An 11965-nucleotide genomic window follows, 5' to 3' on the forward strand; every position below is an offset into this window, starting at 1 on the left:
AAATATGTCCAAAGAATATGATCTGGTAATATTGGGCGGAGGTACCGGAGGATATGTCGCAGCTATCAGAGCCTCACAGCTCGGAATGAAAGTGGCAATCGTAGAAAAAGGTGAGCTTGGAGGAACATGTCTTCATCGTGGCTGTATACCTTCAAAAGCTTTACTCCGAAGTGCAGAGGTGTATAGGCAAACATTGAATGCAACAGATTTCGGCATTGAAACAAGTAATACATTATTGGATTTCACGAAAGTGCAGGAAAGAAAACAGCGTATTGTCCATACATTACATCAAGGTGTAGAAGGATTAATGAAAAAAGAAAAAATCGAGATTTTCCAAGGATATGGTCGTATTCTCGGACCAAGTATTTTTTCTCCAATGCCTGGCACCATATCGGTTGAATATGAGAATGGCAAGGAAAACACAATGATCGTTCCAAAAAATGTCTTAATAGCAACCGGTTCCCGCCCAAAATCACTTCCTGGTCTTGACATTGATGGTGAATATGTAATGAGCTCTGATGAAGCATTGCAAATGAAGGAATTACCCCAATCCATTTTAATCATAGGTGGCGGAGTGATAGGAATCGAATGGGCTTCTATGTTGGCAGACTTTGGAGTAGATGTGACTGTACTGGAGTATTTCAATCAGATATTGCCGACAGAAGATAAAGACATAGCAAAAGAGATGGAACGTTTACTTAAGAAAAAAGGGATCACGTTTGTTAAAGGTGCTAAAGTGCTGCCTGAGACAGTAAAGAAAGAATCTGGTGTGGCCATAGAAGCAGAAATTGATGAAGAAAAGCGTACATTCAAAGCAGAAAAGATGCTCGTATCGGTTGGCAGGGATGCAAATACAGCAAATATCGGCATCGAGAATACCGATATCATTCTAAAGAACGGTTCAATTGAAACCAATAGCAATTATCAAACGAAGGAATCACATATTTATGCGATTGGCGACGTGATTGGCGGAATGCAGCTTGCCCATGTAGCCTCCCATGAAGGGATTACAGCTGTAGAGCATATGGCTGACCAGAAACCGCCAAAAATAAACTATGATAATATTCCGACCTGCATCTACTCCAATCCGGAAGCTGCTAGTGTCGGCCTGAGTGAGGATGCAGCTAAAGAAAAAGGCTATCAAATCAAAACAGGAAAATTTTCTTTCAAAGCTATCGGGAAAGCTCTAGTATACGGAGAATCCGACGGTTTCGTCAAAATTGTTGCCGATAATAATACAGATGACTTATTGGGCATCCATATACTTGGCCCACACGCAACAGATATGATTTCAGAAGCTGGTCTTGCAAAAGTGCTTGATGCGACACCTTGGGAAATCACCCAATCCATCCATCCGCACCCAACGCTGACTGAAATTATAGGTGAGGCAGCTTTGGCAGTGGAAGGTAAACAAATCCACGGATAAATAGGAGGGATATTATATGTCAACTTTACGACACACAGATTTAGGCTTATCGGACCAACAGGTTTTGGAAATGTTTAAAACAATGTTCCTGGCAAGAAAACTTGATGAAAGAATGTGGCTTTTGAATCGGTCCGGTAAAATTCCGTTCGTCATTTCATGTCAGGGTCAGGAAGCTGCCCAGATAGGAGCAGCTTTTGCGCTCCATAGAGATAAAGATTATGCAGCTCCCTATTACAGGGATATGGGTGTTGTGCTCGCTTTTGGGATGACGGCAAAAGAACTGATGCTTTCAGCTTTCGCAAAAGCAGAGGACCCTAATTCGGGTGGAAGGCAAATGCCCGGTCATTTTGGACAAAAGAAAAATAGGATTTTAAGTGGCTCATCACCAGTTACAACCCAGGTACCACATGCAGTAGGTGTGGCACTGGCAGCTAAAATGGAAAAAAAGGATTTTGTTTCTTTCGTCACATTAGGTGAAGGCTCTTCAAATCAGGGAGATTTTCATGAAGGGCTCAATTTCGCAGGTGTCCACAAATTGCCAGTAATAACAATGGTGGAAAACAATAAATATGCCATCTCCGTTCCTTATGAAAGACAGGTGGCCAGCAAGAACGTGGCAGACAGGGCACAGGGGTACGGTATGCCTGGAATTACGGTCGATGGAAATGACCCATTAGCGGTTTATAAGGCTGTGAAAGAAGCTAGGAATCGTGCTGTTGCAGGAGAGGGTCCGTCCTTAATAGAGGCGATCACCTATCGACTCACCGCTCATTCCAGTGACGATGATGATCGGACTTACCGTGAGAAAGGCGAAGTGGAGGAAGCCCGAAAAAACGACTCCATCATTACATTTTCCACTTATTTAAAGGAAGCAGGCATTCTAACAGATGAAAAGGAACAGGAAATGAACGAAGAAATCAAGAAAATCGTAAACGAAGCAACTGACTTCGCCGAAAACGCGGCATATGCGGAACCAGAACAGGCGCTTAAATACGTTTATGAAGAGCAATAGGGAGGGGGATATTCATGCCAATAATGTCATATATACAAGCGATAACAACTGCACTTAGAGAAGAAATGCGACGCGATGGCAACGTGTTTGTTTTAGGGGAAGACGTGGGAAAGAAAGGTGGCGTTTTCAGAGCTACCGACGGTTTGTATGAAGAATTTGGAGAGGAACGTGTACTGGACACCCCCCTTGCCGAGTCTGCCATAGCCGGAGTCGGTATTGGTGCTGCCATGTATGGTATGCGACCTGTCGCTGAGATGCAGTTTGCCGATTTTATTATGCCGGCAGTCAACCAGATTATTTCAGAAGCCGCGAAGATGAGATATCGCTCCAATAATGACTGGAGTGCACCAATAACCATTCGTGCTCCATATGGCGGAGGAGTACATGGCGCGCTGTATCATTCACAGTCCGTAGAAGCAATATTTGCAAATCAGCCCGGACTGAAAATAGTCATGCCTTCCACACCATATGATGCAAAGGGATTGCTTAAAGCTGCCATTCGCGATAATGACCCGGTTCTCTTTTTTGAACATAAACGCGCCTACCGTTTGCTGAAAGGCGACGTGCCTTCGGAGGACTATGTTCTGCCGATTGGTAAATCGGATGTTAAACGAGAGGGAGAAGATATTACAGTCATCACGTATGGTTTATGTGTTCATTTTGCATTGCAGGCTGCGGAAAAACTTGCAGAAGATGGAATAGATGCACATATTCTTGACTTACGGACGGTTTACCCGCTTGATCAGGAATCCATCATCGAAGCTGCCAGGAAAACTGGAAAAGTACTGCTTATTACAGAGGATAATAAAGAAGGCAGTATCATCGGTGAAGTTGCAGCAATCATAGCTGAACACTGTCTTTTTGATCTGGATGCTCCGATCCAGAGGCTTGCCGGACCTGATGTTCCATCGATGCCTTATGCACCGCCAATGGAGAAATTTTTCATGATGAATCCGGACAAAGTAGAAAAAGCAATGCGGGATTTAGCGGAATATTAACAAATGGATAAGGAGGTAATGGAAATGCCTACTCAAAAAATTACGATGCCACAGCTGGGGGAGAGTGTGACAGAAGGGACCATAAGTACCTGGCTCGTTAACGTCGGAGATAAGGTCAATAAATATGATCCAATTGCAGAGGTAATGACAGATAAAGTGAATGCAGAGGTACCGTCCTCATTTACTGGTGTGATTAAAGAACTAACAGCAGAAGAAGGGGAAACCGTTGCGGTGGGTGACTTGATTTGCTATATCGCGACTGAAAACGCCGAAAGTGAAGAATCCAATACAGAAATCCAACGTGCTGCATCTGAAGATAAAAATAATTCCGCTGTAAAAGGGAATTCTGATAAAAGTGAATCAATGAAGAAGAGGTATTCTCCTGCAGTGCTTCGTCTTTCCCAGGAAAATAATATAGATTTAAATGAAGTGACCGGTTCTGGCCGGGGAGGCAGAATTACGAGGAAGGATCTTGAAAAAATTATTGCATCTGGTGAGATGCCAAAAGCGGCCACCTTCCAAGAAGCAAACAACCACGCTGCGTCCGGTGTATCCATCGAACAGACGGCGGAATCTTCCCATCCAGAAACCCAAACAGGTGATATTGAAATTCCTGTGAAGGGTGTAAGAAAAGTTATTGCGCAAAATATGGTTAAGTCAACACAGGAGATTCCACATGCCTGGATGACAGTAGAAGTTGATGTGACAGATCTTGTAAGTTATCGAAACAGGATAAAGAATCACTTCAAAGAAACGGAAGGTTTCGGTCTTACATTTTTTTCCTTTTTTATAAAGGCAGTGTCTCAAGCTTTGAAAGAATATCCTCAGCTGAACAGTATGTGGGCAGGAGATAAAATTATCCAGAAGAAAGATATCAATTTATCCATTGCTGTTGCGAAGGAAAACGAGCTGTTTGTTCCTGTTATTAAAAATGCAGATGAAAAAACAATAAAGGCGATTGCACGCGATATCTATAATCTAGCTAAGAAAGCTCGCAGTGGCCAATTGACTTCCGAAGATATGCAGGGTGGAACATTTACCGTAAATAACACCGGGTCTTTCGGTTCCATATCATCCATGGGTGTCATCAATCATCCCCAGGCAGCAATCCTTCAGGTCGAATCGATTGTTAAACGACCAGTCATTATTAATGACATGTTCGCTGCACGGGATATAGTGAATCTATCATTGTCACTGGATCACCGCATACTGGACGGGTTAATTTGCGGGAGATTTCTTTCCCTCGTGAAGGAAATTCTGGAGAGCATGAATGAGGAAACAATCCAATTGTACTAATTTGCTGTTAAAACATTTTCTGTATTGTGTTTACGTTTCAAACATTATAAATTGAAAATTCTCCCCCGACTTGGTAAGCTAAGATTAGAAAGATAATATAATGTAAAGGGATGGATACCATATGGATTTTAATTTGTTCATGCAGGATGTAGTTGACGCTGCACGTAAAGATATAAAAGAAGCAGGTTACGAGGAGCTTAAAAGTCCTGAAGAAGTGGATGCAGCATTGACACGGGAAGGCACTACTCTCGTCATGGTCAATTCGACTTGTGGTTGTGCAGGAGGAATCGCACGTCCGGCAGCCGCCAATTCCATTCACTTTGACAAACGCCCTGATCATCTGGTAACTGTTTTTGCTGGTCAGGATAGTGAAGCAACTGAGAAAGCCCGTGAATATTTTGAAGGATTTCCGCCATCCTCACCTTCTTTTGCACTAATGAAAGACGGAAAAATAGTTACGATGCTTGAAAGACACGATATTGAAGGCCATAGTGCAATGGAAGTGACAAGTAAGCTGCAGCACGTTTTCGAGGAACATTGCAACGAATTGTAGGATTCAAGTACGTTAGATAGCATAACCATGATTTGAGGCTGCCCATTTAAAAATGTCAGCCTCATTTTATACATATTATAAAATTATACAAGGGGATATAGAAGTGAAGATTGGCTATCGGACAATAAAGACTGCAATAGGTACACCGGTTTCCATCTCGATTGCACAATTATTTGGATTGACAAATTACGTATCAGCAGGAATTTTAACTATCTTATGCATTCAGCCATCTAGAAAAAGATCCTTTTATAGTGCCTGGCACCGGTTTCTGGCCTGTATGATAGCAAGCGTTTATGCCCTGGTATTTTTTGAACTTCTTGGTTACCAGCCGCTTGTTCTCGGTCTGATGCTGATCCTGTTTATACCAACGACTGTTTTATTCAAAATTACTCCCGGCATATCCACCAGTTCTGTTGTAACCTTAAATTTATACAGTTCCTCCAATATCACATTCGCCACATTAATTGACCAGTTTTTATTGATTATTGTAGGAATTGGCACAGGGCTGCTGTTAAATTTATATATGCCCAGCCTGGATAAAAATCTTAAAGCGAAGCAGCAGAAACTGGAACATAACTTCAGCGTCATTCTTTACGAGTATTCTCGTTATCTCAGATATAAGGATATCAGCTGGAAGGGGAGCGAAATCACCGAAAGCGAGGATATTCTGCAGGAAGCCATCCGTCTGGTGGAAAGAGACAGGGAAAATCACCTTCTCAGGAATAAACATCCATATCGGGATTACTTCAGAATGCGCGCCACCCAATTAGAGTTGTTCAAGAAAATGCTTCCTCTCGTTACGAATTTGCCAAACACAAATTTAATCTCTGAGAAAATTGCGGATTTCTTTGAAAAATTATCCAACTCCGTTCATCCTGGAAATACAGCTGTAATATTTCTTGATGAATTAAAGGAACTGCGAAAAGAATTTAATCAGGTAGATTTGCCGACCACTCAGGAAGAATTTGAAACAAGAGCGAATCTATTTCAGCTGTTGCATGAAATGGAAGATTATTTATTGATAAAAAAGAAGTTTAAAGACAGTGATGTTAAACATTCTAAAAGTAAAAAACAAATAAAGACTGGTTCCTGAATCGACCAGTCTTTATTGTCAAAGATCATTTTATATTTTATTAAATAAAGAATGCCAACCCATACGTAATGGTAGATAAAAGCATTAAGATAATCATTATATACACAATAATCTTATTTCTGCGTTCGCGTTTCGAGCGTTTTTTCGGAGCAGATTTGTGATTAACATTCGCAGCCAAAACAGGTCCTCCTTTGTACACAATACTTATAGTTCATTCTATCGTGAAAATTAGTTCTGGACAAGTGTTAAAAAAAGATTGAAAATAGAATTAATATAAAAATTTTAAATTAAACAGAGGGGGTAAGAAAAATGAGCGAAAATAAGCTGCATTCATCGGAAAAGGTACAATACGAAACTTCCGTATCCAAAATATTAAAGCGCTTTCCCGAAAGACAGCAGCCATTTACTACTTCTTCCGATATTGAAGTAAAACGCTTATATGATGCAGACAGTGCTGAAAGCAAATCAAGTTATCCAGGTCAGTATCCATATACTCGAGGTATCCAGCCGACGATGTATCGGAGCAGATTCTGGACAATGCGACAATATGCCGGGTTCGGTTCTGCGGCTGAGACAAATAAGCGATTTCGATATTTGCTTGAACAGGGTCAAACAGGTCTGTCGGTTGCTTTTGATCTACCCACTCAAATCGGCTATGATTCGGATGACATAATGTCAGAGGGAGAGGTCGGCAAGGTAGGAGTGGCTATAGATACATTAAAGGATATGGAACGGCTTCTTGACCAAATTCCCCTTGATAAGGTCAGTACTTCGATGACCATCAATGCTCCAGCTTCCGTTTTGCTATGCATGTATATTGCAGTTGGTGAAAAACAGGGCGTCCCATTGGAAAAGCTTACAGGGACAATACAGAACGATATCTTAAAAGAATACATTGCTAGAGGGACCTATATTTTCCCACCGAAGCCATCCATGCGATTAATCACTAATATATTTGAATACTGCCAAAAATTTGTACCTAAATTCAACACAATCAGTATATCGGGGTATCATATCAGGGAAGCCGGTTCAAACGCTGTTCAGGAAGCAGCGTTCACAATAGCTAATGGTATTGCCTATGTCGATGCGGCGATTGAATCCGGCCTTGATGTCGATTCTTTCGCTCCAAGACTCGCATTCTTTTTCAATGCACACAACAACTTTTTTGAGGAAGTGGCAAAATTCCGTGCTTCCAGAAGAATATGGGCAAAAATTATGAAAGAACATTATCAGGCAAAAGATCCAAAGAGCTGGAAACTGAGATTCCATACCCAAACTGGCGGTTCCACACTGACTGCCCAGCAACCCGATAACAATATTGTTCGGGTTACATTGCAGGCTTTAGCTGCAGTCATGGGAGGTACCCAAAGTCTGCACACAAATTCACGTGATGAAGCATTATCATTGCCGACTGAGGATTCTGCGAGAATAGCCTTGCGAACGCAGCAGATCATTGCACATGAGAGTGGAGTTGCTGATACGATTGATCCATTAGGCGGTTCCTATTATGTAGAAGCATTAACAGATGAAATGGAAGAAAAAATAAATGAATATCTGGAGCAAATTAAAGAGATTGGCGGCGCCGTGCAAGCGGTAGAAGAAGGCTACATGCAACGCGAAATACACCAAAATGCTTACGAGATACAAAAACGGATTGAGAAAGAGGAAGAGATTATTGTCGGCCTAAACAAGTTCAAGCTGGATGAAGAAGTAAACCCAGATTTGTTAAAAGTCGATGAGGCACTTGAAAAAGCTCAGATTGAATCATTACAGTCCATTCGTAAAGAACGTGATCAGAAGGCTGTGGACAAGGCACTATCTGCACTAAAAGAAAATGCAAAGACTCCGGATGCCAATTTGATTCCCAATATTTTGGATGCTGTTAGGGTTTATGCATCCGTAGGGGAAATCTGTAATGTTTTACGGGAAGAGTTTGGAGAATATACAGGTCTATAAAGGGGGACAATATGGTGAGAAAAATACGCGTACTTGTAGCGAAACCAGGTTTGGATGGACATGATCGGGGGGCATTGATAATTGCCCAGGCACTCAGAGACCATGGCATGGAAGTCATTTATACAGGATTGCGTCAATCACCCGCACAAATTGCCCAGGCGGCCGTACAGGAGGATGTGGACGTCATTGGACTTTCCTCCTTGTCGGGAGCTCATCGCACATTGTTTCCAAAGGTGCTTGAGGAGCTGAAACACCGTGATGCCATCGACATACCTGTTATAGGTGGTGGCGTCATTCCTAGTGAGGATATTCCTTATCTGATCGATCAGGGAATCAGAAAAATATTTACTAGTGGTTCATCAACGGAAGTTTTGGCCGATTATATTCAGGAACTTATTGACCCTAAAACAAAACCGATTGAAAAACCGAAAAAAATCGCCCATATCGGTATTGCAGTCGAAAATATAGACAATAGCCTGTCCTTTTATACGGACGCATTAGGACTTGAACTCGAAGCTGTGGAGCAGGTGGAAACAGAAGGGGTTAAGGTTGCCTTTATTAACCTTGGCGAGTCAAGGTTGGAGCTGTTGGAACCATTGAATGATACCTCGCCAATCAGAAGATTCCTTGATAAGAAAGGGGAAGGTATTCATCATATCGCATTGGAAGTGGATGACATCAAAACAAGGCTGGAACAACTGATCAAACAAGGCGTAAAGGTAATCAATGAAAAACCGAAACCTGGCGCAAATAATAGCCAAATAGCATTCATTCACCCAAAAGCTGCGAGCGGTGTACTATTCGAAATATGTCAGCACGAAAAGAGTGATAATTAATGGATATGTTCGATAAAATAAATGAATTATACGACAAACGAAGGCAAGTTGAATTAGGCGGCGGCGATAAACGCATTGAAAAGCAGCATGACAAAGGAAAAATGACAGCAAGAGAACGGATTGATTACCTGCTTGATGCAAGGACTTTTGTGGAATTAAATCCTTTTATTGAAACAAGGGTAACCGATTTTGATATGAGCAATAATGGTAATGGGGAAGGGGTTGTCACCGGTTACGGCAAAATCAATGGAAAATCGGTTTATTTATTTGCCCAGGACTTTACCGTATATGGTGGGGCATTAGGGGAAATGCACGGTAAAAAAATTGCTGCTGCCATGGATTTGGCAGCTAAAAATGGTTTTCCTTTTATCGGCTTAAACGATTCAGGAGGAGCAAAAATCCAGGAGGGGGTTTCTTCTTTGGATGGTTATGGTCATGTTTTTTACCGCAATTCCATCTATTCGGGCGTCATCCCTCAGATTTCGGTCATTATGGGACCTAGTGCAGGTGGTGCCGTATACTCACCGGCAATTACCGACTTTGTCATTATGGTCGAAAAAACTTCCCAGATGTTTATTACGGGACCTAAAGTAATCGAAACCGTAACAGGGGAAAAGATTTCCTCCGAAGATCTCGGTGGTGCACATATACATAATTCCAAAAGTGGGAATGCGCACTTTCAGGCAAACTCTGAAGAAGATGCATTGGATACGGTTCGCCAGCTGATTGATTATCTTCCTGCAAACCATAACGAAAAATCCGATAAGTTACCATATAAGCCGGAACCTGAATTACGTCCAGAGCTCGCTGATCTCGTGCCATTCAATGCCATTAAACCTTACGACGTAAAAAATGTAATCGAGCAAGTAGTAGACAGAGATAGTTTTCTGGAAATTCAACGTAAATTCGCCAAAAATATTGTCGTTGGCTTCGCCAGAATAAAAGGTGAAACAATCGGTCTAGTGTGCAATCAGCCAAAATACCTTGCGGGCGGACTGGACATCGACTCCAGCGATAAGGCAGCACGTTTTATCCGCTTCTGTGACTCATTTAATGTACCAATTATTACTTTTGAAGATGTAACTGGATTCTTCCCTGGTGTAAAGCAGGAACATGCGGGTATCATCCGTCATGGTGCAAAAATCCTTTATGCCTATTCAGAAGCCACTGTACCGAAAATAACGGTTATTACAAGAAAAGCATATGGTGGTGCCTATGTAGCGCTTAACAGCAAATCCATCGGTGCCGACCTCGTATACGCCTGGCCGAACGCTGAAATAGCCGTCATGGGGCCTGAGGGTGCTGTAAATATAATTTATGCTAAAGAAATAGCTGAAAGTGACAATCCGGAACAGTTAAGACAAGAGAAAATTGATACATACCGGGAAAAATTCGCAAACCCTTATGTGGCTGCTGGGCTGGGGATGGTCGATGATGTGATCGACCCACGGAAAACAAGGATAAAGTTAATCCAGTCTCTCGAGATGCTGCGCAATAAACAGGAGGAGCGTCCAACGAAAAAACACGGAAACATCCCACTGTAAAAAAGACACAACATATAGTAGCCTATATACGGGAGGTTTTTAAATTGACAAACGTTAACCAGGAAAGATTAGTATCAGAATTTATGGAACTCGTAAAAATCGACTCGGAGACAAAGTTTGAAGCAGAAATTGCTGATGTACTTAAAAAGAAATTTTCAGATTTAGGACTTAACGTATACGAGGATAACAGTAAAGAAAAAACCGGACATGGCGCAGGTAATTTGATATGTACACTTCCAGGTAATCTGGAAGGTGCCGATCCAATTTACTTTACATCCCACATGGACACTGTAGTACCTGGTAAAGGGATAAAACCTTCCGTAAAAGATGGTATCATTACTTCAGATGGAACAACGATCCTGGGTGCTGACGATAAAGCAGGACTTTCCGCTATGCTTGAGGCAATCCGCGTTATAAAAGAGAATGGGATCAAGCATGGAGATATTCAATTTGTAATTACTGCAGGTGAAGAATCCGGATTAGTTGGAGCAAAAGCACTTGACGGGTCACTGATTAACGCTAAATATGGCTACGCACTGGACAGCAACGGAGACGTTGGTGACATTATTGTGGCAGCACCGACACAGGCCAAAGTATTTGCAGTCGTTAAAGGGAAAACGGCACATGCAGGAGTGGAGCCTGAAAAAGGCGTTTCAGCGATTACACTCGCTGCAAAAGCCATTTCCAAAATGCCTCTTGGCAGAATCGATGAAGATACAACAGCTAATATCGGCCGGTTCGAAGGTGGAAAACAGACAAATATCGTCGTCGATCATGTTGAAATCATTGCTGAGGCTAGATCTCTCGTGCCAGAGAAAATGGAAAAACAAACTGAAAAGATGAAAAACGCTTTCGAACAAACGGCAGAAGCGCATGGCGGGTCTGCAGATGTAACGATAAAAGTGATGTATCCGGGATATAGTCAAAAAGAGGGCGATCGGGTTGTTGAGGTTGCACGAAAAGCTGCTGGTGCCATCGGCAGGGAGAGTAAGCTTCTTAAAAGTGGTGGTGGCAGTGACGCAAATGTGATTGCCGGCCTTGGTATCCCTACCGTAAATCTGGCTGTTGGATATGAAGGCATTCACACAAAAGACGAGAAAATTGCGGTAAGCGATCTTGTTAAGGTCACTGAGTTAGTAACTGCAATCATAAAAGAAGCAGCAGGATCATAACCCGAATACCCGCGATAGCGATTGAGCGCTATCGCGGGTATTTCTTTATGTTATAATTGATAAATAAGATACGGAAAGG

General features: G+C 42.1%; 11 protein-coding genes. 10 read left to right on the forward strand and 1 reads right to left on the reverse strand.

Features of this window, described 5'->3' with window-relative positions; translation table 11 throughout:
- The first annotated feature begins 4 nt into the window (after window positions 1–4).
- The 6 genes from lpdA to A4245_RS11860 all read left to right on the forward strand — a co-directional run bounded on the left by lpdA (window position 5) and on the right by A4245_RS11860 (window position 6378).
- Window positions 5–1426, forward strand: a complete 1422-nt coding sequence (lpdA, locus tag A4245_RS11835) for a dihydrolipoyl dehydrogenase (RefSeq protein ID WP_067728133.1) — start codon at window positions 5–7, stop codon at window positions 1424–1426.
- 16 nt (window positions 1427–1442) lie between these two features.
- Window positions 1443–2438, forward strand: coding sequence for a thiamine pyrophosphate-dependent dehydrogenase E1 component subunit alpha (locus tag A4245_RS11840; protein WP_067728135.1), 996 nt, complete (start codon window positions 1443–1445; stop codon window positions 2436–2438).
- Between the two features lie 14 nt (window positions 2439–2452).
- Window positions 2453–3436 (forward strand): alpha-ketoacid dehydrogenase subunit beta, encoded by a 984-nt coding sequence (locus A4245_RS11845; protein ID WP_067728137.1) that lies wholly within the window; start codon window positions 2453–2455, stop codon window positions 3434–3436.
- Between the two features lie 24 nt (window positions 3437–3460).
- On the forward strand, window positions 3461–4732 hold the full coding sequence (locus tag A4245_RS11850) for a dihydrolipoamide acetyltransferase family protein (protein WP_067728140.1): 1272 nt from the start codon (window positions 3461–3463) through the stop codon (window positions 4730–4732).
- A 121-nt stretch (window positions 4733–4853) separates the two neighbouring features.
- The gene (locus A4245_RS11855; protein ID WP_067728142.1) at window positions 4854–5285 is read left to right on the forward strand and encodes a BrxA/BrxB family bacilliredoxin; all 432 of its coding nucleotides are present in this window, start codon (window positions 4854–4856) and stop codon (window positions 5283–5285) included.
- 103 nt (window positions 5286–5388) lie between these two features.
- Window positions 5389–6378 (forward strand): aromatic acid exporter family protein, encoded by a 990-nt coding sequence (locus tag A4245_RS11860; RefSeq protein ID WP_084268781.1) that lies wholly within the window; start codon window positions 5389–5391, stop codon window positions 6376–6378.
- 40 nt (window positions 6379–6418) lie between these two features.
- Here A4245_RS11860 and prli42 read toward each other — a convergent pair whose 3' ends face one another.
- Window positions 6419–6556, reverse strand: coding sequence for a stressosome-associated protein Prli42 (prli42, locus tag A4245_RS20140; protein ID WP_157087715.1), 138 nt, complete (start codon window positions 6554–6556; stop codon window positions 6419–6421).
- A gap of 131 nt (window positions 6557–6687) precedes the next feature.
- Between prli42 and A4245_RS11865 the strand changes: the two genes are divergently transcribed.
- Genes A4245_RS11865 through A4245_RS11880 form a run of 4 tightly spaced genes read left to right on the forward strand, consistent with a single transcriptional unit; the run spans window position 6688 to window position 11886 of the window.
- Window positions 6688–8334, forward strand: a complete 1647-nt coding sequence (locus tag A4245_RS11865; RefSeq protein ID WP_067728147.1) for an acyl-CoA mutase large subunit family protein — start codon at window positions 6688–6690, stop codon at window positions 8332–8334.
- A gap of 14 nt (window positions 8335–8348) precedes the next feature.
- Window positions 8349–9170, forward strand: coding sequence for a methylmalonyl-CoA epimerase (mce, locus tag A4245_RS11870; RefSeq protein ID WP_084268783.1), 822 nt, complete (start codon window positions 8349–8351; stop codon window positions 9168–9170).
- Window positions 9170–10714, forward strand: a complete 1545-nt coding sequence (locus A4245_RS11875) for an acyl-CoA carboxylase subunit beta (protein WP_067728151.1) — start codon at window positions 9170–9172, stop codon at window positions 10712–10714. The genes mce and A4245_RS11875 overlap by 1 nt, the downstream gene beginning before the upstream one ends.
- Window positions 10715–10758: 44 nt before the next feature.
- Window positions 10759–11886, forward strand: a complete 1128-nt coding sequence (locus tag A4245_RS11880; protein ID WP_084268782.1) for a M20/M25/M40 family metallo-hydrolase — start codon at window positions 10759–10761, stop codon at window positions 11884–11886.
- The last annotated feature ends 79 nt before the right edge of the window (window positions 11887–11965 follow it).

Source organism: Oceanobacillus damuensis, assembly GCF_001618145.1.
Lineage (GTDB): Bacteria > Bacillota > Bacilli > Bacillales > Amphibacillaceae > Oceanobacillus > Oceanobacillus damuensis.

What these genes read in the sequence shown, in the direction of transcription:
- lpdA (WP_067728133.1), top strand. Translation starts at nt 5, where the DNA reads ATGTCCAAAGAATATGATCTGGTAATATTGGGCGGAGGTACCGGAGGA.
- A4245_RS11840 (WP_067728135.1), top strand. Translation starts at nt 1,443, where the DNA reads ATGTCAACTTTACGACACACAGATTTAGGCTTATCGGACCAACAGGTT.
- A4245_RS11845 (WP_067728137.1), top strand. Translation starts at nt 2,453, where the DNA reads ATGCCAATAATGTCATATATACAAGCGATAACAACTGCACTTAGAGAA.
- A4245_RS11850 (WP_067728140.1), top strand. Translation starts at nt 3,461, where the DNA reads ATGCCTACTCAAAAAATTACGATGCCACAGCTGGGGGAGAGTGTGACA.
- A4245_RS11855 (WP_067728142.1), top strand. Translation starts at nt 4,854, where the DNA reads ATGGATTTTAATTTGTTCATGCAGGATGTAGTTGACGCTGCACGTAAA.
- A4245_RS11865 (WP_067728147.1), top strand. Translation starts at nt 6,688, where the DNA reads ATGAGCGAAAATAAGCTGCATTCATCGGAAAAGGTACAATACGAAACT.
- A4245_RS11875 (WP_067728151.1), top strand. Translation starts at nt 9,170, where the DNA reads ATGGATATGTTCGATAAAATAAATGAATTATACGACAAACGAAGGCAA.